We start from the raw sequence: 20,429 nt of genomic DNA, 5'->3' as shown, positions 1-20,429 counted from the left end.
TTCATTATTTACCGCCTTATCATCCAGAACTCAACTATCAAGAATCTCTTTGGAGGACCATGAGATACGAAGAGACGACCAATGTCTATTTTGAGACCCTATTCGATTTGGAGGTCTCTGTTTTCAAAAGATCACAACGCTGGAAACCACAAAAGATAATATCACTGTGTAAACTTATTTAAGTCGCTTGCTATAGCTTTGTTAACTCCCCATCACAAAAAGGTGTAGCAATAGTTAACGGAGATAGAGCTATAGAGGATGCTGAAACAAGACTAAATAGGGAGCCGGCTGATGCAGTAAGCAGAATGGCAGCTAAATTGCAAACCGAAGAAGGCAAAGAGATTTATCGCCAGCGTAAAAAGATTGTGGAGCCAGTTTTTGGACAAGTGAAGTCTAACCTGGGATTTGGGAGATTCCGCTTAAGAGGATCGGGCAAGGCAGGCGGTGAGTGGACATTGGTCTGCTTGGTGCATAACATCAAGAAAATCTATGCCAAAATTATGGCGAAGGGGGGTGACTTAGATAGCTTGACAGGGGAATTAGAGGCAGTGTATAATCCCGCTTAAAGAAGCGGGGTATTCTTCCAGCCCAAGGGAAGGTATGGAAGGAGAAAACTGAGGCTACCTGGTGATCTGGTGGTAGCCACGGTCAGAAAAGAAACCCTAGCTCGTTAAAAAGGTCGAGTTTTTAGACAACTTCATGGATAGAAAGATAAATCTTTGCCTGGGCTTTCATAACCATCAACCCGTGGGCAACTTCGACTTTGTCTTTGAAGAGGTCTACCAAAAGGCCTACCGTCCTCTTCTGGAGGTCCTCCTTCGTCACCCTGCAATCAAGGTGACTTTCCATTATACTGGGGTCCTTCTGGACTGGTTGCAGGCCAAAAGGCCCGAGCTGCTGGACATGATCCGGGAGGGGGTGAAGAAAGGCCAGATCGAGCTGAAGACAGGGGGTTACTATGAACCCATCCTCCCCATCATCCCCGATGAGGACAAAAAGGAACAGATCTGGAGAATGAATGAGACCCTGGGGCAGCTTTTTGGGGTGCGGCCCAGGGGAATGTGGCTGGCCGAGAGGGTCTGGGAGCCTCATCTGGCCAAGATCCTGGCTGAATGTGGGGTGGAGTATGTGGTGGTGGATGACCACCACTTTAAGCTGGTAGGCTTGAAGGATGAGGACCTGCGGGGCTACTACATCACTGAGGAGCAGGGTGTGACCCTGAAGGTCTTTCCCATAGATATGAAGCTCCGCTACCTGGTTCCCTTCCAAAGTCCGGCAGAGACCCTGGCCTATCTGAGACGGGTGGTACAGGAGACGGTCGAGGGAAATGCCTGCTCAGAGAATCAAGAGGGTAGGAAGCGAGAGAATGGAGAGGACAGCGAGTCAGAGGGGTGGGGGAAGGAGGATCGTGCCGTCAGGGGTACTGGCACAAGAGGATTAGCTAGTGGGGAGAGTCTAGGGAGAGAGCCTCTGCTGGTCCTGGACGATGATGGTGAGAAGCTCGGCGCCTGGCCCGGGACTTATGAGCATGTCTATGAAAGAGGATGGCTGGAGGAATTTCTCAGCCTTCTGGAGAGGGAGAGCACCTGGATCCGCACTGTTCACTTCTCTGAGTATCTGGACCGTTGCCCTCCTTTGGGTCGCATTTACCTTCCCAACGCTGCCTATGCCGAGATGCTGGAGTGGTCGGGAGGATTCTGGCGCAATTTTCTAATCAAATATCCCGAGAGCAACAACATGCATAAGAAGATGCTTTATGTCCGGGATAAGGTGCGTAGGGCAGGGGACAAAGAAGCCTACCGGGAGCTCCTCAGTGCCCAATGCAATGACGCCTACTGGCATGGAGTCTTCGGAGGGCTCTACCTTCCTCATCTTCGCTCAGCCATCTTCCGTCACCTGATCCGGGCCGAAGTCCTGGCGGAGAAGAAACTGCACCAGGAGAAGAATTTTCTGTTCCAGGAGGTTGTGGATCTGGATCGGGACGGTCGGCCTGAAGTGGTTATCTCTAATGCCTGCCTGAATCTTTATCTCGATCCAGCCGAGGGAGGGACTATCTTCGAGATAGACTATAAGCCGGCCCTCCATAATCTCACAGACACTTTGGCCCGAAGAAGGGAAGCCTACCACCAGAAGCTTTTGCAATTGGCAGGAGAGGGGGAAGGGGCAGAAGTGGAAGGGGCAGAAGTGGGCCCGGAAACCACGGAGGGGGAGTCAGGCCAGGAAGGGAAAGAGGGACAGGCTTCGGAGGGAAAAGAGCAGGTTCGGACTATTCATGAGATAATAACGGTCAAAGAAGCGGGCCTGGATAAGTTTCTCTTCTACGACCAGTGCCGAAATGTTTGTCTGCGGGATCACTTTTTGGCCCCGGAGACAGGATGGGAACAGTTCTGGCGCCGGGCCCATCATGAGGAAGGTGCATTCTGGCAAAAAGAATATGATTTCTACATTCATGAGTTGGATAGAGAGGTAGTTGTCTCCCTTAGCCGGGAGGGTTTTCTCAAGAAAGGGGGGCTTGAAGGGGAAGTTTGTGGCCCACTCCTGGTAACTAAAAAGATCAGGCTTCCTGAGGACGGTTCGGCAGTGCCCCTGGAGTATGAGCTCCATAACCGATCTCAACGATTTCTGGACACTATTTTGGGAGTGGAGTTTCATTTTGCCCTTCTGAGCGGCTATGATGTGGGTGGTGGGGCGTATTTTCTGCCGGGCCGGGAACTGGAGGAGAGGCAGTTGGCCAGCCAGGGAGTAGAGCAAGAGGTAGAGGCAGTAGGAGTAAGAAGTGAGCTCCTGGGTCTGGAGCTAGAGCTTTACCTGGGTCAGAGGGCGGAACTGTGGCGGTTCCCCCTCGAAACTGTCTCTCAGTCGGAAGCCGGATTTGAAAGGGTCTACCAGAGCTCCTGCCTGGTGCCCCGTTGGAAGATAGAGCTAAAACCTCAGGAGCTCTGGAGAAACCAAATGCGTCTGGAGATAAAAGCCCTGGGAGAGACTGGTTCAAAGATAAGCGATCTGAAAGTCTGGACATAAGTGAATCTAGGCGTAGAATATGAATATTGGCCTACGCCGAGAATATTAGAGATATACTCTGGAGAAGTTTGGCTTCAAGGGAAGAGTGAGCTAGCGATATGGGATCTCCCTTAAATATAGCCTTTGTCTGGCACATGCACCAACCATACTATCTGGACCGACAGACCAGGATAGCTATCTTCCCCTGGGTCAGGCTGCATGTCTGTAAGGACTATTTTGACATGGTAACTATTCTGGAAGACTACCCCCATATTAAGCAGACCTTTAATCTGGTGCCTTCCCTGGTGGATCAGTTGAACCAGTACGCCAAAGGAGATGTGAGAGACTATTACCTGGAGATGAGCGCTAAGCCGGCTCATGAACTTACCGCCTTGGATAAGACCTTCCTCCTCTCCCGTTTCTGCCCGGAGGGCTGGCAGCCCAGAATAGGGCCTTATAAAAGATATAAGGAGTTAATACTCAAAAAAGAAGCCCTCGGGTCCAAAAGTTATCCAGAGATGATCCAGGAATTCTCGGAGGAAGAGTATCGGGATCTACAGGTCTGGTTCAATCTGGCCTGGTTTGATTCCCTACTGCTGGAAAAGGACAACTTCTTGAAGGAGTGTGTGGAGAAGGGCCGCCATTTCACGGAGATGGATAAGATAGGGGTGATCGAGAAGCAGAGGGCCCTGGTGGAGGAAGTTGTCCCTGCCTACCGACGCTTCCAGGAAGAGGGCAAGATCGAAATTACCACCTCTCCTTTTTACCATCCTATTATGCCTTTACTCTGTGATAGCGGGGTGGCCCTGGAGGCCCTTCCGGATGTTAATCTTCCCTCTTTCCCCTTTAGATATCCCGAGGATGCCAGAAAACAGGTGGAAATGGGCCTGGAATGTTATCGGCAAAATTTTGGCCGCTCCCCCCGGGGTATGTGGCCTCCAGAGCAGGCGGTCTCAGAGGAGGCGGTCAGGATAATGATGGAATCGGGCGTGGAGTGGATAATTAGCGACGAGGAAGTCCTGGCCAACTCCCTGGGCACCAAATTTGTCAGGGATGGACAGGGCAACCTTCAAAATCCAGAAGATCTCTATAGAGCCTACCAGCTTCAGAGAGATGATAGAGAGCTGAAAATCATTTTTCGGGACCATTTTCTTTCCGATCTTATCGGATTTGTCTATGGATCAAAGCCAGGCCGCCAGGCCGCTGAAGAGCTTCATGGGAGACTGAAGGCCATAAAGGCCTCTTTAGGAGATAGGGCAGAAAGACATCTCGTAACTATCGCTCTGGATGGGGAGAACTGCTGGGAGCATTATGATCGAGATGGCTATGAGTTCCTGACTACCCTCTATGGACTTCTTGACCAGGCTCCCGAGCTTAAGATGGTCACCGTGAGCGAGTATCTGGATAAAGCTGAACTAAAGGGCCATCTTGATAAAATATGGTCGGGATCCTGGATAAATGCTAATTTTGGGACCTGGATTGGCAGTCGTTCCCAGGCCAGGGCCTGGGACTATCTCTACCATACCCGAAGTTTTCTGACTACCATGGAACGTCAGGGCCAGGTGGACCAGGAGACAGCTCAAAGGGCCTGGCAGGAGATCTACGTGGCCGAGGGTAGCGATTGGTTCTGGTGGTTCAGTGACTACCATCACTCGGGGCTAGATCAGGTCTGGGACAGCCAGTTCAGATCCCATTTGAGGGCTGTATATCGGATTTTGAATGAGCAGCCTCCAGAGCATCTTTTTGAAGCTATTATCAGCAAGGACGAGGCTGCTCTCGTGGTTCGACCTACCGGCCCCATGCACCACCCTAATCAACGAAGGGAGAAGCTATGAAAATCTTGTACGTGGCTGCAGAGGTCTCCCCTCTGGTCAAGGTAGGAGGATTGGCTGATGTGGCAGGTTCTTTGCCCCAAGCGATACAAAGGTTGGGCCACGACATAAGGGTGGTCATGCCCGGCTATGGTAGGATCGACCGGGATAAATATGGCATCCAGCCCCTGGTGGGTCCCTTCCGTATCCCCTTTCAAAAGGGTGAGGAGGAAATCACCATCAGCCACACCAAAATGAATGGAGGGGTGCCTCTCTATCTGGTGGAGAATCAGAAATTCTTTGGACGGGAAAATGTTTACGGCTACGAAGACGATGGACTTCGTTTTGCCCTTTTTGGACTGGCCGTGATCAGGATGCTGGAGAAAATTGATTTTCAACCTGAGGTCATTAACTGTAATGACTGGCATTTGGCTCTCATCGTCAACCTGGTAAACAAGCTGCCAGAGGAAGAGCAGGCTTACCAAAGGGTGGCCACGGTTTTTACCATTCATAATCTGGCTTATCAGGGTATCTTCGATCCTTCCGTTGTCAGCTCAGTGGGCCTGGATGAAAGTGATCTTCTGGAGCTGGAGAAGGAAAGAGAAGGCAAGATTAACTTCATGGCCAGAGGGATATCCTTTTCTGATGTGGTTAGCACGGTCAGTGAAGAGTACGCTAAGGAAATTCAGAGCAAGGAGTACGGAGCGGGGTTAGAAGAGTTGCTGGCAGACAAGAGAGACAGGCTTTTTGGTATTCTCAACGGGGTAGACTACCAGGTCTTTAATCCCCAAACCGATCCCCATATAGCCCTGAATTACGACCTCCACTCCCTTGATAACAAGGGGGCTAACAAGAAGGCTCTACAAAGGGAATGCGGTTTTGAGGCAGGTACAGATATTCCTCTGATGGGTATGATCAGTCGCCTGACCGACCAAAAGGGCCTGGATATTCTTGTTGAGGCCATCAAAGCAGTACTGGAGCTGGGGGTCCAGTTCGTGGTCCTGGGCACGGGGGACTTTCGTTATCAGGATCTGCTCACCCATCTGGCGAAAGAGTTTCCCCATAATATGAAAGCCTTTATCAAGTTTGACGCCGCTCTTGCTCAGCGCATTTATGCTGGATGTGATATGTTTGTGATGCCCTCGCGCTTTGAGCCCTGCGGGCTGGGACAGTTGATCAGCATGGCCTACGGCACTATCCCCATTGTCCGAAGGACCGGTGGCCTGGCCGATACGGTAAAAGACTTTGATCCCAGGACAGGAACGGGTACCGGCTTTGTCTTCCAAAACTATAATGCCATGCATCTGCTGGTGGCTATAGTCAGGGCTCTGGAGCATTTCAGAGACGAAGGGACATGGAGATCTTTGATGGAAAGAGCTATGTCCTGCGATTTTTCGTGGGATAGTTCGGCCCACAAGTACGAAGAGATTTATAAATTGGCTATAGAACTGAGGAAGAAAGGACACTGAAGTATGCCGGAATTGAGACAGGATATTATCACCGGGGAGTGGGTGGTCATAGCAACGGAAAGGAGCAAAAGGCCGGAGAGCTTTACCGCCAGGGCGGAGACAGGCCCCGACGATAGAACCAATTGCCCTTTCTGCTACGGACATGAGGCTATGACTCCCCCGGAGATCATGGCTTACTCCGAGGAAGAAAGAAAGCCCGACACCCCGGGATGGAAGGTCCGCGTGGTTCCCAACAAGTTTCCTGCTTTTTCCCACGAAGGCATCCTTAAAGAGTTTGAGTATGGGATTTACCGGGCCATGACCGGCATTGGGTCTCACGAGGTTATAATCCATAGTCCGGATCACTTAAAGGATCTGGATCAACTGAGCACTGAGCAGATAGATCTGGTCCTTTCGGTCTATCGAGAAAGATACCTGGCGCTTTCCACGGTGGAGGAGTATAAGTATATTCTGATAATTGTAAATCATGGCCCCCGGGCCGGGGCCTCTCTGAGGCATCCTCACTCTCAGCTCTTTGCTATTCCCATGGTTCCTCATCTCCTGGAGATGGAGATCTCCGGAGCTGAGCGGTACTTTCGGGAACATGGGAAGTGTGTCTATTGCCAGATGGTTTCTTTTGAGATGAAAGAGAGGGTGAGGATGGTGGCCGAGAATGATAGATTTGTGGTCCTGGAACCCTATGCTTCACAATCTCCCTTTGAGACCTGGATCATTCCCAAGAACCATTTATCTAACTTTGAGGAAATCACCGATTCCGACAAAAGAGCTTTGGCCGGAATTCTGAAAGGTATCCTGGAAAATATTGCCGACAACCTGGGAGATCCGCCCTACAACTATTATCTCCATACCTCTCCTCTTCATCAGAGGGATCTCCAGCACTACCACTGGCATCTGGAGATATTGCCCAGATTGACCATCCGGGCTGGGTTTGAGCTGGGATCCAGGCTAATAATCAACGTCACCACACCTGAATCAGCAGCGGAGTTTCTAAGGGCAGGATATGGACAGGGCAACCTGAGGTGATCTAACAACCATGAAGAAAACGATTCAGGCCAGGTTTATCTTTGTTGTTCTCATTTTGATAGTTCTGGCCGAGGGAGTCTTGAAAAAGTGTCTGGAGGAGAGAGGCAATAGATTCAGGTCCAGTCGAGACTGAGGATATATCATTATAAAGAGCGAATTAAGCTGGAAGAAGGAATCTTATCAAATCTTGAGTGAGAGCTGGATTCAAGATTATGACACCACAACATGAGTGAACCTCGTCCCAGCTGCGACATGAAGGATGAAGCACATGAGGAAAGGAAATCCTGCTCTTGTAAGAGCTAGCAAGGTAATCTCCCAGGAGCAGACTGTAGCTGCCAGCTCAAGAGTAGCTTTTCAATCGTTGCCTGTTTGCCTGCGTATTTCCTGCAGAAGCTCCTTGGGGAGGATGATCTTCAGCCCTGATCTTTGAGCCACTTCCGGCACACTAACAAGATGATGCCGATCCAGACTAACCAAGTAATCTACCTCTGCTCTTTTGGCAGCAGCCACAATGGGAGCATCTTTTAAAGCGGTATAGGAAGCGACTTGCAAAACCTGTCGCTTTGTCGGTCGGACAAGCTCAAAGGGTGCTGTCCCCAAGAATTGTTTAAGGGAGGCAAGCGCCTCCGGGGCTTTGGTACTTAAGTTCTCCGTTGTTTCCTCAAATACCAACTTACTGGTCACAAGGGTAACATTCCCTCGGATAGCCTGGCGGATAATCTCACGGGAAGCTCCAGTTGAGGAGTAGCTGGCGGCAAAGAGCACACTGGCGTCGATGAAGGCTCGGATCATCCCTCCTCCGCCCTAAGGCCATATTCCTTCTCAAGGAGTTTTCCCCGGATCTCCCGCCCAGATTCTATAAGCTCCTCAAGGGTAATTCCTTTCTCACGGAGGGTTCTGCCGATTTGACCAAGAGTCTCCATTGCAATAACTTCCCGGGGAGAGATGATGACTCCTCTTTCGGTCTCAACAAAGGCCACAAGGTCTCCTTTCTTGAGCTTCCACTTCCGGCGAATCTCCGCTGGAATGGTAATTTGCCCCTTTTCTTGAACAGTGGACAATTTAAATTGTGGCATCATATTCCCCCTTATGTCATACTTCCATACCTAATCTAAGGATACTACGAATTCCAAGTTTCGACAAGTTCATAGTTCTGGGAAAAGACGTATTTTTTCACGCCCTTTATTTCTCGATATCGCTCATATTTTCTTCTTTTTTCCCCTCTCCTTCTTCCAGGAGATTATGATGTCCCGGGTGTGGTATAGGGAAAAGAGGGCCAGGAAGAAGGCCAGTAGTAAGATCGGTATATAGAAGTAGAGGAAAGAAAGGAGCAGGAACAGGAGCACCCAGCAGGCCAGAACTACGGCTGTCTTGGCGATAAGAAGTGTAGTGGTTTTTCTTTCCTTCCTAAGATCCTCAGGCGAGAACTCCAGGGTCAACACCTTTTTTGTTCATTTATGTGGACTATCCTTTATAGGAATAATAATGCTGAATGGCCACCATGTCAAAGAGCTGGTCCCCAAGAGAGAAGGACTGTTACCGAAAAGAGATCCCTTTCTCTGGAAAATGTTTACGGCTACGAAGACGACGGACTTCGTTTTGCCCTTTTTGGACTGGCTGTGGTTAGAATGCTGGAGAAAATTGATTTTCAACCTGAGGTCATTAACTGTAATGACTGACATTCGGCTCTCATCGTCAACCTGGTAAACAAGCTGCCAGAGGAAGAGCAGGCTTACCAAAGGGTGGCCACGGTTTTTACCATTCATAATCTGGCTTATCAGGGTATTCGAGACCTGGATCATTCCCAAGAACCATTTATCTAACTTTGAGGAAATCACCGATTCCGACAAAAGAGCTTTGGCCGGAATTCTGAAAGGTATCCTGGAAAATATTGCCGACAATCTGGGAGATCCGCCCTACAACTATTATCTCCATACCTCTCCTCTTCATCAAAGAGATCTCCAGCACTACCACTGGCATCTGGAGATATTGCCCAGATTGACCATCCGGGCTGGGTTTGAGCTGGGATCCAGGCTAATAATCAACGTCACCACACCTGAATCAGCAGCGGAGTTTCTAAGAGCAGGATATAAAGACTAACCCGGGTGATCCTGGCAATTTTCTGTAAGCACTCCGTAAGCAACATACACATGGTGTATGTTTCCAGGGAGTTTTCTGCTTATTCTGTGGTACAGTTATACTTGTGTCGTGAGAAGTTGCACTAACGTTAACCCATCGACAAGGAGAGCAGGCTAACAGGTATGAAGAAGACAACTAAGGTCAGGTTTATTTTTGTTGCTCTCATCCTCATAGCTCTGGCTGCTTCCTACAGCATGCTCTACCTTTCTGGAGGAAAATTTCTCACCGAGTTTTTCTTTCTGTGTGGAGTTATCCTCCTCTCCTACTTGGCCGGCTGGCCAGGAAGCATACTTGTAGTAGTGGCCCTTTCCTCTGGTTTCCTCTATGTGGAGGACTTTCAAGGGGAGCTTGTCCGGAGTAACTACTGGATAGCGATTGGCTTTCTTCTGTTGTTTGTAACTGCGGGCCTTCTGTCGGGCTACCTCTCTCGTCTGACCAAGGATCTCCATCTGGGCATATCTCAATATGTTAGAAGAATTGAAGAGCTGGAGGCCAGAGATCACATATCGGGAACCCTGAGCAAGAAAAGGGCTGCCGATGCTTTGGAATTAGAGCTCCAGAGGGCCAGGAGATACAACCATCAACTGGCCCTTCTTCTAATAGCTATTGATGGCTTTCAGGAGCTGGTTAAGAACTTTGGCGTAGATGAGGGAAAGAGGATCCTTTTGCGGGTCTCCGAGATCATTGCCGAAAGTATACGGGGTGTGGACATAGCCTCGCGGCATGGGGAGCATCAGTTCTCGGTTATCCTGCCGGAGACCCCTCTGAATGGAGCCATGGTGGTGGCTGAACGGATACGCCGGGGGGTCGAGGAAACCAAAATAGAGACGGGTCTGGGGATAAAACTGAAGGTGACTGCCAGCATAGCCATTACTATGTTTCCGGATGATGCCATCACCAATCGAGACCTGATAGTTCTGGCCGAGGGAGTCTTGAAAAAGTGTCTGGAGGAGGGAGGCAATAGATTCAGGTCCAGTCGGGACTGAGGATTGTAACACGATTTTAAATGCTTCCGAAGGCAAGCCTTATTTGCAAATTTGTAGCTACAATGGTAAACTATACCAAAGATGAAATGGAACCAGTTTGTTCCATCAAGATTTGAGTATGATTGGGAAAAGGATAAGCTTGCAGAACATAATGTCACCTTTGAGGAGGCAGTTGAGACTTTTTTCAACGATTACCAGATAAGAGGCTGTCTAAAAACTCCAATTTCAAAAACTCATCTCCCACTTCGCCCCTAAAAAGGAGCTAATTTCGCATAAAACTTCCCACATTGACCTCAAAATCAGATCTCATGTAGGAGTAATTCCCCACCTTGGGCAAAATGCCCTTAGTTTTTGGACACCCTCATAAGGAGAAATAAGCAGTTCAAAGATCGTTGGCAGTTAATCGGACAGACCGATAGTGGCCGAAAGCTAAAAATAATTTTTTAGCTCAAACGAGGTAAGGTTGTCAGAATAATTACAGGATGGCAGATATGAAATACAAAAAAAGAAAGTTCAGTGAAGAAGAAATCGACCAGTTGGTAATTGCCGAGGCAGAGGACCTGACAAAGTGGGAAGAACCCATATCCGTCAAGCCCACCTCTATTCGCCTCTCACCATCAATTATTGAGAAGGCAAGGTACCTCGCCAAACTCCACAAAGCGCGCGGGTATCAGACCTGGCTAAAACATATCATCGAAGAGCGAATTAAGCTGGAAGAGGAAATCCTATCAAATTTTAAGCGAGGGCTGAATTCACAACTCTGAAAAAAGAACTATTTTTTCACGCCCTTTATTTCTCGATATCGCTCATATTTCCTCCTTTTCTCCCTCTCCTTCTTCCAGGAGATTATGATGTCCCGGGTGTGGTATAGGGAAAAGAGGGCCAGGAAGAAGGCCAGTAGTAAGATCGGTATATAGAAGTAGAGGAAAGAAAGGAGCAGGAACAGGAGCACCCAGCAGGCCAGAACGGCAGCTGTCTTGGTGACAAGAAGTGTAGTGGTCTTTCTTTCGTTCTCCCGATCCTCAGGCAAGACTTCCAACGTCAACACCCTCTCTATTTATCGTGTGGACTATCCTTTGTGAGAATAATAATCCTAAATGGTCACGATGTCAAAGAGCAGGTTCTCCACAGAGAAGAACTTACCGAAAGGAGACTCCTTTCTCTGGGTTTTCAATTCTGATCGATTTAGGCCCATATGGTAAAGTGAACTACCCCGCCCTTACGGAGGGGGCTTCCAAACAGGAAGCCATTAAGGTTTTGCCTTCTGCCATAGGCAGTAGCATTACAGCCCGTTCACTGGGGCGTTTTCCCTCACCATATAGGTTGAGGGCAGTGAGTGCAATATTACGAGAACCGACTAAATCGGCATTTACGGAGTAATGGCATTGAGAACATTTAAAAGCAGATTGAGATTTTCGATTGTCCTTGGAGATATGACCACATCGGGGACATCTCTGGGAAGTATGTCTTGGGTCAACGGATACAATCCGCACACCAGCCATAGCACTCTTGTATTGCAAAAAGGAAATAAGCTGGCGAAAACTCCAGGAGTGAAGCATCCTTCTTACTTTTTTGGTAGCTTTAATCCGTTCTCTAATGCCTTTAAGATTCTCTATAGCTATGTCGGCCTTATTCTGTTTTGCTATATTCACTATTTGTTTGCTTATTTTATGGTTAGTGTCTTTTATCCAATTCTTCTCTTTACCAGAAATTCTTTTCAAAGCCCTGTATCCTCTTTTGGCTTTACCAGTATCTTTGGCTCTCTGTATTTGTTTTCTGTATCTCTGATACTTATTTCTTGTATATATAGCCTTATTACCAGAGAAAAAGACATTGACCGAGGCTTCCGGATTAGAAACGGTGACTATTTTCTTAACTCCCAAATCTACACCAATTATATTGATATTGCCATCTATTGCAGGCTTATCGGTTTCATAAGACACATAGAGAAACCATTTGCCTTTCTTGTTAATCAGTTGAGAGCGTTTTGGTTGCTGTTTTATAAATTGTTTGTGATTTGGATTGCATACTTTGAAAGGAATGTTAACTCGCTCCCTACCAGGCATATTAAATTGAACATACCTATCAAAAATCTTAAAAGTATCCTGTCTAAAACAGGCAAATTGTTTCTTAAATTTTGGCACAGACTTCTTGCCCTTTTTATTCAAGAAAGCTCTTTGAGTCTCTATGGCTTTGTCAAGGGCAAGTTGAACATTTGCAGACAAAAGACGGAAAGACTTTCTGGCTGTCTCATAATAACCATTATGAATTTTTACTCTACTTGTAGTTCGACTTTCTTGCAGTTTATCAAGATACCAATTGGCACAACTAGTAAATTCTCTTATTATAGAAAAAAGTCTTTGTTCCTTGCACTTTGTAGGTTTATACAATTGCAACTTTACGGTTATCATGAAGATATTATAAATGTTTTTATGCAAAATATCAATCCCCTTCCTTACGGAAGGGGTCTTAGACCGCAGATAAGATAAAAAAAGAGGTATTTCCCCATTTATGTAGAAATTACAATCATGTGAGGAACTGAAATTGCTTGACTGTGACTGGTGGTTAATTGCATGTTTCTAATGAAGGGAACTGACCAGGGGGCGGTGAAAGAAATGGAATATCAAGAGATCATGAACAAAAGCTTTAGACGTTCTCTTTTGGGCTTTAACCGGGAGGAGGTGCGAGCCTTTCTGGGGGAGCTATCGGGTGAAGTAAGGCTTCTGTCCGAGAACCTGAGATCTACTACTCAGCAATTGGACAAGTTCAAATCTCTGGAAGCCGAGCTCCTGGACGCTTTAGGTAAGGCCAAGGAGATAATAAGAGAAGCAGAAGAGGAAGCCAGAACCAAATCGGCGGAGATTGTGGGCCGGGCTGAAAGGGATGCTGCTCTGGTCAAAGCCGAGGCCTATGCCGAAGCAGAGAGAGCCAAAAGGGAGCTGGAAGATCTGAAGAGGCAAAAGGACGAAGTGGTGGGAAGGATCGTCTTCATATCCGAGTCTATGAGAACTCTTATGGACAGATGTCAGGAGGTTCTGGTTGCCGAGAGCAAACTGGCTCAGGTTTCCGAGAGACAGCCCTCTCCGTCAGAGAAAGTGGCTGTCCCAGGAGAAGAAGCTGCTCCTCGAGAGGCCAGGATCTGGCCCACTCCAGCCGTAGCGCAGAGAGTGGTTCAGGAACAAAAGGCGGAACAGGCAGAAAGTCTTGTAGCGAGCCAAACTGAGGTGGCTCAGGAGAAGCCTAAGGAAGCACCGGGCAATACAGTGGAAGTAGTGGTGCATAACATAAAAGAGATAAAGATGTTAAAGAAGCTGGAGGAGGCTTTTTGTAGCATCGATGGAGTAAAAGAAGTAGTCTTCAAGCAGTTTCGCGACGGGACTGCCCATATCGACCTGGCTCTTTCCACGACGAAATTTAATCCAGAAGTGCTCAAGAATGTCATCCCCTTTGAGGTGGACATCGTTAGCGGAAATAGATAAGTAAGACTAAACCTTCTGGCCAGGCTCAAAGAGACAAGTTTTCTTCTAAAGACTCCGCCGAGGCCCCATTTTCCAGGCCTCGGCCATCTGTATTTTGAGGATAGATTATGCAGGGCAATGGTATAGACAGGTCAGAAAACATAAGACTAAAAATGGGAGTTCCCTTCCTGCGTCTATCTCGCTATGAGATTGACCCTCAGGTAGCCCGACTGGTCCCCGAGGAACTCTGCCGACGGCATCGGCTTATCCCTATTCTGAGAAATCCTGAGCACATCATTGTGGCTATGGCCGATCCCATTGAGGAGGAAGCTCTGAAGCTGGTAGAGAGGCAGGTGGGAGTACCGGTGAGAGCTGTGGTGGGCACCGAGTCCGAGATCAAAGAGGCTATTGATCGCTTTTTTGGTCCGGACCGGGGCATTGCCGAACCATCCAAAAGGTGGTGGGCTGACTTTTTCCTGGAGTCTCAGTTACTTACCAGAGATCAGTTGGATCAGGCCATCGCTATCCAAAAAGAGACAGGAAAATCCTTTGAAAAGGTCCTCTACGGCCTCAGTTTGATCCCGGAGAAAACTCTTCTTAACGTTCTATCCATCCATTATAAGGTGCCCCACCTGGACCTGAGTCAGGTGGATATCCCGCCAGCCCTGGCCGAGGTGCTCCCTGAGCATCTGGCCTATCATCATGGAATGGTGCCAGTGTCCCTGGAGGGAAAAACTCTTACTCTGGCTGTGGACTCTCCTCCCCCTATGGTCACCCTCGATGAGATCAGCCTGGCCAGCGGAAGGAACCTGAAGTTTGTCCTTTCCAGTCCCAGCCAGATTCAGACTTCTCTGGTCAGACTGTACTCCAAAGCCCATAGTATTCCCGAAGAGGAGGTACTCTCCTATCTGCTCCAGGAGGGCTACATCAATCAGGTCCACCTGGCCGAGGCCAGAGGATGGGCAGAGAAAAGCAAGAAGAGGGTTCTGGGGACCTTGATCCAACTGGGATATCTCTCCCGAGAAGATCTGGATCAGGTTCTGTCCTTAAAGTTTGGCTTTCCCATCATCGACCTGGATCTACTTCCGGTGGATAGAAGGGCTCTCGATCTGGTAAGCCCCGCGGTGGCCCAGGGTCTGGCTCTTCTTCCTATAGCCCTGGGACCCAACGAGTTGATAGTGGCTATGGATGATCCCACTCGAACAGACGTAATTCGGGACCTCCGGAGCGTCCTGGGGCGTAATGTCAGGGTTGTGGTGGCCGAAGAGTCCGCTATTGTTGAGGGTCTGACCAGATACTACCAGGAACCCGGCCAGGTTGCTCCCAGTCCGTCCACGGCCAGGCCGAAAGAGGAAGTCCGGTTGCTGGAGATAGAAAGGGTTTCTCCAGAAAGAGAGGCCACCCCCTCCGACCAGGTAGCTCCAGCTAGGACCGAACCCTCCCGGCCCCGATCAAATCTCTTTAGTTGGGTAGAGGGCAAGGGACTGAGCACGAGTATTGGTTTCCTTTCCTATCTGGCAGAAAAAGGACTCCTTTCTGAAGAGGAGGCTTTAGAGCTTCTTAACCGGCATATTAACTTTCAGGCCAGCTTGCTAACTTTGCTGGTCGACGAGGGGAGAATGTCGGCCAAAGAGTTTGCTCAACGGGCCTCTGATTTCAGCGGCATGATGTACTATGATCTCACCCCTTTCCGAAATGATGAAGGCAGAACGGTGGATCCGGTTGATCATGAGATAGCCCCATCCTTCCCTCGAGAGGCGGCTATTGGTCTGAAAGTACTTCCCTTGGGAGAACTGAATGGCAGGGTGCTTTTGGCTGTCGCCGATCCCACGGATTCCCTATCCCTTTATCTGGCCAAAAAATTGATTCGTAAGGATGTAGTCCCTGTGGTCGCTCCTGCGGATCAGATACTGCAGGCTCTGGGGAGGATCTTTCCTGAGCAGGAGATAAGAGGGGTAGAACCCAGAGAAGAGAGAAGGGTAAGACTCGACCTCGTTCTGGGTGAGGAGAAACTGCCAGTAGTTTTACTTGTACAAGATGATAGTTTAGATCTAGAGATCATTAGCAGAGCTCTAATAAACGCGGGGTATAGAGTTATCCCATGCAGGGATGGCGCCCAAGCTCTTGCGAAACTAAACTCAGTAGAACCAGACGCAGTTATAACCGAACTCGAGATCCCATTTGTCAATGGTATCAAGCTTACCCAAGAAATTAGAAAACAGAAAGCTATCTCCCATATCCCGGTGATTATGTTGACCTCAATTGAGGCAGAGGCCGAGATGGTGAAAGCTTTTTCAGCGGGAGTTGACGAATATTTGGTTAAACCATTCAATCCAAGAGAACTCGTCCTGCGATTAAAAGCAATGCTGGCTAGAACAAAAAGCGGTACCCCCTTATCTAGCAAGAATTCTCAGCAACAATCTTGATCTTGAATGTTGCTTATACTTCTTATCAGCACAATTATTATGCTTTTTCTGCTGCTGTCTCTTACGGCAGCGACTTTTATTACCAAATATCGACGAACCGCTAGAGATAAAGAAAGAGCAGAGTTTAGAAGTTTTATCCAACCAAAAATCGTCGAAGGCGTTTTTCAACCGCCAGCAAAATTGGAGAGCTTATATCCAGTTCCTACTAAAGAATGGCAATGGGAAGTCATTGAAGAGGTCCTTATCGATATTGCTGGCCGCATAAAAGGCGAATACCTTATTAACGTGACTACTTTAGCTAAAAAGATAGGCGTGGTAGATAGGCTTTTGCTTGGCATAAAAAGCCGGCGGAGCAAGGTTAGAAGAGAATCGGCTATTAAACTCGGCTATTTGCAAGTTCCTGAAGCCGTAAGTGCTCTACAAAGGATGGCAGAATCAAAAAACAAAGGTGATAGGATTGCTGGTTTGATCGGACTTGGATCTCTGGCGACAAAAGAGGCTTTGGGTGTACTACTGAGCGAGCTATCTTCACCATCCCGGTGGCTCCAGGTTAGACTCCTTCACATGGTTAAGAACCTAGGATCGGACGTGATTCCTTCGCTTATTGAGGCGCTTAATGGAGCAGATATTAAAGTGAGAATCATGGCGGCGGAGATTCTAGGAGACTTAAGAGCTTTTGAAGCTATAGGACCGTTAGAAGATGCTCTTTCCAGTGAGGATAAAGACTTAAGAGCCAGATGCGCTGCAGCACTTGGAAAAATAGGTGACGTGCATAGTGCTAGCAAATTGGAGTTCCTTTTGGAAGACAAGGCGTGGGAAGTAAGAGCCCAGGCAGCCAAAGCATTGGGCCTCATTCAACACAGGCCAAGCGCAGAGCTGCTTGCGAATCTTCTACGTGACAGGTCCTGGTGGGCCAGGACAAACGCTGCCGAAGCCCTTTCCCAGTTGGGTGAGGTTGGGTTTGATGCCTTAAGGAAGGCTGTCACTGGAAAGGACTGGTTCGCGAGAGAAAAAGCAATAGAGCAATTACAGAAGCATGATATAGCTTACACCGAATCAAATGGAACAATTTCTAATAAATTATGACAGGTTTTATATTATCTTCAGACAGATTTTCTTGACCTTCAATTTCTTTGTAATTTTTTATTTCCTGGCGTTGAACTCTGTCTATGTACTTCTCTACGTCCTGTCGTTTTTTAGCATAACTAAGTACCTGTTATGGCAGAAAGTCGATAGAGCGGACCAATATATTTATTCTGATTTCACCCCTCCTATAAGTGTCGTGATTCCTGCCTACAACGAAGAGAACACAGTGGTTACTACTGTTAGGTCACTTCTAATGGTCCAGTACCCAAAATTCGAACTTGTTGTTGTAAATGACGGTTCAGAAGATAGAACTTTACAAAACCTGATTGACAATTTTGGGTTAAGAAGACTAAGCAGGCCGGTACACATAAAAATCAATACCGCGGATATTAGAGGAATTTATTATTGCCCTGAAGATGATCGAATTATTGTTGTTGATAAAGTAAACGGTGGAAGTCGAGCAGACGCTGTAAACGCTGGCATAAACGCCTCCAGATATCCTTTGTTCTGCGCTATCGACGCAGATTCGATTTTGGAAAGATCTGGGTTAAAGAGAGTAGTGAAGCCCTTTTTAGAGGAACCTGAGCTTACCATCGCCTCTGGAGGAGTGATTAGAATCCTTAACGGATGCGATATAAAATCGGGATTTTTCGAGAAGGCCAGACTCAGCAATAAAAGCTTACCGAGGTTCCAGGTAGTTGAATACCTTCGCTCATTTCTTTTTGGCAGGATGGGATGGTCTGTGATCAATTCGTTATTAATTATTTCTGGGGCTTTTGGGTTATTTAGAAAATCTGCTGTAGTTGAGGCTGGTGGTTTCAATAAGAATTCTTTTGCAGAGGATATGGAAATGGTTGTTCAGTTACACGAAGTATATAGGAGAAAAAAACAGAAATATAGAATAGTTTTTGTCCCCGACCCGATTTGTTGGACACTCGTTCCTGAAACCTTTTCAGCTTTGTCTCGGCAACGAAGGAGATGGCATAGAGGTTTGATGCAGGTACTGTTTGGTCATCTTAAGATGTTCTTAAATCCACGTTATGGCGGAATAGGATTATTTGCCATGCCTTATTATTTCTTTTTTGAAATGCTGGGACCGATTGTTGAGCTTGCCGGGTATATATTAGTCCCCATAGCGCTTTTTTTGGGCCTGATTAGTCTGGAATCTTTTCTGCTTTTTGTTGCTGCCGCTTTTCTGTTCAGCGCAATCTTATCCGTGGGCGGAGTACTACTTGATGAACGAAGCTACAGGCCATACGAAAGCTGGAGGGAAGTCAGCATCTTAATTTTGTATGCTCTCATTGAGAATTTCTCTTTTCGAATCGTAACCACCTTTTTTAGAGTTATGGGTATTCTTGATTACTTGAGGAGAAGAGGCCGATGGTAAAGATCAAATCTCTTTCAATCTGTTCTACCACGGTGAGCTCTTCACAGATCGTCCCTATCAGACCAGATTGGTGAAAGATTTTGGGGAGTGGAGGATCTATTACCTGGCACCATAGCCATTGCCATGTTCCCGGATGACGCCATCACCGATCAAGACCTGATAGTTCTGGCCGAGGGAGTCTTGAAAAAGTGCATGGAAGAGGGATGCAATAGATTCAGGTCCGTTCGTGATTAAGGATTGTGACACCCGTAGTATATCAAGGTAGAGGTTCCAATTTAATTTTGGTACCCTAAGCTCTCCTTTCCGAGTCCCGGCGGTTATATTTCATGCATAAGATGTAAGCTAGTTGCTGATTACCATTGTACGAGATGTAAATCGGTGCTTGACTTTTTATACCCTATGCGCATAATGTAAGCCAGAAGCTTACATTTATTACATAGAGCATAAAATGAAAAGATTAACCAAAGCTTTAGGTAGAACAAGTTCAAAACTTCTTCTCGCCCTTAGTGCAAACGATAAGAACATTTTTACTATTTCAGACGCACAAAAGGTTGTTAAGACTAGCTCAGCAGCTACGCGCATTTTGCTTAGTGATTTAGTAAATAAGAAATGGCTGATCAGACTGGTTCCTGGTAAATATCTAATTGTACCTCTTTCGGCAGGGGAAAAAGCCGAGTATTCTGAGAACTGGTATGTCATTGCCAAACATCTTATCGAACCTAATCCTTACTATATTTCACATTACAGTGCCTTGGATATTCATAAGATGATCACCCAACCCATTATGACCGTTTACATCAGCACACCGAAGCGAAGAAAGAAAGCCAAAATTCTCGGTGCGAACTATCGCTTTATCTATGCTAAGCTCCCAAAGGTTTGGGGAATCGAGGAAGTCTGGGCGAAACCAACTGAAAAGGTTAAAGTAAGCGATCTTGAACGAACTGTTATTGATTGCCTGGATAACCCCAAACTCTGTGGTGGTATAAGCGAGTTAGCCAAAGGTTTGTGGACAAAGAGAAAGGAAATAGGTTATGAGAGGCTTGCGAAATATGTTGAACGCTTTAGCAGTAAGGCAGTGGCCAAACGATTAGGTTTTCTACTGGAGCTATACGAGATTGGAGAGGATGTGTTAGCTAAGCTAAAAAGGTCTATCAGTCCCAGTTTTGTCTTACTCGATCCCTCTTTGCCCGCCGGAGGTAAATACCTTAGTTCTTGGAAGCTCCGCGTTAATCTCGATCCCAAAGAACTAAGGGAGATAATCAAAACATAGGGGATATATGATCACCCAAAGAGAGGTATCACAACTTGCTTTTAGGCAGGAAAAAGACGACAGAACGATTGAAAAAGACTATGTTATTACCTGGATTCTACTTGGTCTGGCTGGTTCAAAACTGAAAGAGAATTTGGCTTTCAAGGGCGGAACCACTCTAAAGAAGATTTACTTTCCGGACTATCGCTATTCTGAAGAATTTCTCTTTTCGAATCGTAACCACCTTTTTTAGAGTTATGGGTATTCTTGATTACTTGAGGAGAAGAGGCCGATGGTAAAGATCAAATCTCTTTCAATCTGTTCTACCACGGTGAGCTCTTCACAGATCGTCCCTATCAGACCAGATTGGTGAAAGATTTTGGGGAGTGGAGGAT

20 protein-coding genes and 3 pseudogenes are annotated in these 20,429 nt (G+C 47.3%); 18 read left to right on the top strand and 5 right to left on the bottom strand.

Annotated elements, in window-relative coordinates:
* The 7 genes and pseudogenes from HW443_RS12965 to HW443_RS13260 form a co-directional block, all read left to right on the top strand.
* Positions 1–182 (top strand): annotated as a pseudogene (locus HW443_RS12965) (hypothetical protein); the annotation flags it as partial.
* A 48-nt stretch (positions 183–230) separates the two neighbouring features.
* The gene (locus HW443_RS02265; protein ID WP_176237872.1) at positions 231–566 is read left to right on the top strand and encodes a transposase; all 336 of its coding nucleotides are present in this window, start codon (positions 231–233) and stop codon (positions 564–566) included.
* 133 nt (positions 567–699) lie between these two features.
* Positions 700–3,021 carry an alpha-amylase/4-alpha-glucanotransferase domain-containing protein gene (locus tag HW443_RS02260; RefSeq protein WP_176231567.1) on the top strand — a complete coding sequence of 774 codons (2,322 nt, stop codon included), beginning with the start codon at positions 700–702 and terminating at the stop codon, positions 3,019–3,021.
* A gap of 98 nt (positions 3,022–3,119) precedes the next feature.
* Positions 3,120–4,835, top strand: coding sequence for a glycoside hydrolase family 57 protein (locus HW443_RS02255; RefSeq protein WP_176231568.1), 1,716 nt, complete (start codon positions 3,120–3,122; stop codon positions 4,833–4,835).
* On the top strand, positions 4,832–6,280 hold the full coding sequence (locus tag HW443_RS02250) for a glycogen synthase (RefSeq protein ID WP_176237871.1): 1,449 nt from the start codon (positions 4,832–4,834) through the stop codon (positions 6,278–6,280). Before HW443_RS02255 ends, HW443_RS02250 begins: the two co-directional genes overlap by 4 nt.
* A gap of 3 nt (positions 6,281–6,283) precedes the next feature.
* The gene (galT, locus tag HW443_RS02245) at positions 6,284–7,303 is read left to right on the top strand and encodes a galactose-1-phosphate uridylyltransferase (protein WP_176236922.1); all 1,020 of its coding nucleotides are present in this window, start codon (positions 6,284–6,286) and stop codon (positions 7,301–7,303) included.
* A 10-nt stretch (positions 7,304–7,313) separates the two neighbouring features.
* On the top strand, positions 7,314–7,436 hold the full coding sequence (locus HW443_RS13260; RefSeq protein WP_258188973.1) for a hypothetical protein: 123 nt from the start codon (positions 7,314–7,316) through the stop codon (positions 7,434–7,436).
* A gap of 221 nt (positions 7,437–7,657) precedes the next feature.
* On the opposite strand, the gene HW443_RS02240 is transcribed toward HW443_RS13260, so the two are convergent.
* The 3 genes from HW443_RS02240 to HW443_RS02230 form a co-directional block, all read right to left on the bottom strand.
* Positions 7,658–8,095 carry a PIN domain-containing protein gene (locus tag HW443_RS02240; RefSeq protein ID WP_176236361.1) on the bottom strand — a complete coding sequence of 146 codons (438 nt, stop codon included), beginning with the start codon at positions 8,093–8,095 and terminating at the stop codon, positions 7,658–7,660.
* Positions 8,092–8,379 carry an AbrB/MazE/SpoVT family DNA-binding domain-containing protein gene (locus HW443_RS02235; protein ID WP_176233865.1) on the bottom strand — a complete coding sequence of 96 codons (288 nt, stop codon included), beginning with the start codon at positions 8,377–8,379 and terminating at the stop codon, positions 8,092–8,094. The genes HW443_RS02240 and HW443_RS02235 overlap by 4 nt, the downstream gene beginning before the upstream one ends.
* Before the next feature lie 123 nt (positions 8,380–8,502).
* The gene (locus HW443_RS02230; RefSeq protein ID WP_176237870.1) at positions 8,503–8,745 is read right to left on the bottom strand and encodes a hypothetical protein; all 243 of its coding nucleotides are present in this window, start codon (positions 8,743–8,745) and stop codon (positions 8,503–8,505) included.
* 15 nt (positions 8,746–8,760) lie between these two features.
* Here HW443_RS02230 and HW443_RS13800 point away from each other — a divergent pair.
* The 4 genes and pseudogenes from HW443_RS13800 (at position 8,761) to HW443_RS02205 (ending at position 11,192) form a co-directional block, all read left to right on the top strand.
* A pseudogene (locus HW443_RS13800) lies at positions 8,761–9,126 on the top strand (glycogen/starch synthase).
* Positions 9,059–9,403, top strand: a pseudogene (locus tag HW443_RS02215) (galactose-1-phosphate uridylyltransferase); the annotation flags it as partial. The pseudogenes HW443_RS13800 and HW443_RS02215, both read left to right, overlap by 68 nt.
* A gap of 161 nt (positions 9,404–9,564) precedes the next feature.
* A complete protein-coding gene (locus tag HW443_RS02210) occupies positions 9,565–10,428 on the top strand; it encodes a diguanylate cyclase (protein ID WP_176236231.1) in 864 nt (287 codons plus the stop codon).
* A 491-nt stretch (positions 10,429–10,919) separates the two neighbouring features.
* Entirely contained in the window at positions 10,920–11,192 is a 273-nt protein-coding gene (locus HW443_RS02205; protein WP_176229610.1) for a hypothetical protein, read from the top strand.
* A gap of 8 nt (positions 11,193–11,200) precedes the next feature.
* On the opposite strand, the gene HW443_RS02200 is transcribed toward HW443_RS02205, so the two are convergent.
* Together HW443_RS02200 and HW443_RS02195 are read right to left on the bottom strand one after the other, a co-directional pair.
* Positions 11,201–11,467 carry a hypothetical protein gene (locus tag HW443_RS02200; RefSeq protein WP_176236228.1) on the bottom strand — a complete coding sequence of 89 codons (267 nt, stop codon included), beginning with the start codon at positions 11,465–11,467 and terminating at the stop codon, positions 11,201–11,203.
* 169 nt (positions 11,468–11,636) lie between these two features.
* A complete protein-coding gene (locus HW443_RS02195; RefSeq protein ID WP_176237869.1) occupies positions 11,637–12,866 on the bottom strand; it encodes an RNA-guided endonuclease InsQ/TnpB family protein in 1,230 nt (409 codons plus the stop codon).
* A 144-nt stretch (positions 12,867–13,010) separates the two neighbouring features.
* On the opposite strand from HW443_RS02195, the gene HW443_RS02190 reads away from it, so the two are divergent.
* The 7 genes from HW443_RS02190 to HW443_RS02160 all read left to right on the top strand — a co-directional run bounded on the left by HW443_RS02190 (position 13,011) and on the right by HW443_RS02160 (position 20,287).
* Positions 13,011–13,907 (top strand): DivIVA domain-containing protein, encoded by an 897-nt coding sequence (locus HW443_RS02190; RefSeq protein WP_219857219.1) that lies wholly within the window; start codon positions 13,011–13,013, stop codon positions 13,905–13,907.
* Positions 13,908–14,014: 107 nt separating this feature from the next.
* A complete protein-coding gene (locus HW443_RS02185) occupies positions 14,015–16,312 on the top strand; it encodes a GspE/PulE/PilB domain-containing protein (protein ID WP_176237867.1) in 2,298 nt (765 codons plus the stop codon).
* A gap of 39 nt (positions 16,313–16,351) precedes the next feature.
* On the top strand, positions 16,352–17,398 hold the full coding sequence (locus HW443_RS02180) for a HEAT repeat domain-containing protein (protein WP_176230929.1): 1,047 nt from the start codon (positions 16,352–16,354) through the stop codon (positions 17,396–17,398).
* Positions 17,373–18,785 (top strand): glycosyltransferase family 2 protein, encoded by a 1,413-nt coding sequence (locus HW443_RS02175; RefSeq protein ID WP_176235263.1) that lies wholly within the window; start codon positions 17,373–17,375, stop codon positions 18,783–18,785. The genes HW443_RS02180 and HW443_RS02175 overlap by 26 nt, the downstream gene beginning before the upstream one ends.
* Positions 18,786–18,872: 87 nt before the next feature.
* Positions 18,873–19,019, top strand: a complete 147-nt coding sequence (locus HW443_RS02170; protein ID WP_176230927.1) for a hypothetical protein — start codon at positions 18,873–18,875, stop codon at positions 19,017–19,019.
* Between the two features lie 214 nt (positions 19,020–19,233).
* Positions 19,234–20,055 carry a type IV toxin-antitoxin system AbiEi family antitoxin domain-containing protein gene (locus tag HW443_RS02165; protein WP_176230926.1) on the top strand — a complete coding sequence of 274 codons (822 nt, stop codon included), beginning with the start codon at positions 19,234–19,236 and terminating at the stop codon, positions 20,053–20,055.
* 7 nt (positions 20,056–20,062) lie between these two features.
* Entirely contained in the window at positions 20,063–20,287 is a 225-nt protein-coding gene (locus tag HW443_RS02160) for a nucleotidyl transferase AbiEii/AbiGii toxin family protein (protein WP_176230925.1), read from the top strand.
* The last annotated feature ends 142 nt before the right edge of the window (positions 20,288–20,429 follow it).

Source organism: Candidatus Hakubella thermalkaliphila (assembly GCF_013281975.1).
Classification (GTDB): domain Bacteria; phylum Actinomycetota; class Humimicrobiia; order Hakubellales; family Hakubellaceae; genus Hakubella; species Hakubella thermalkaliphila.
The sequence above is the reverse complement of the archived record's forward strand: the minus strand, read 5'-3'. Positions and strand labels throughout refer to the sequence as shown.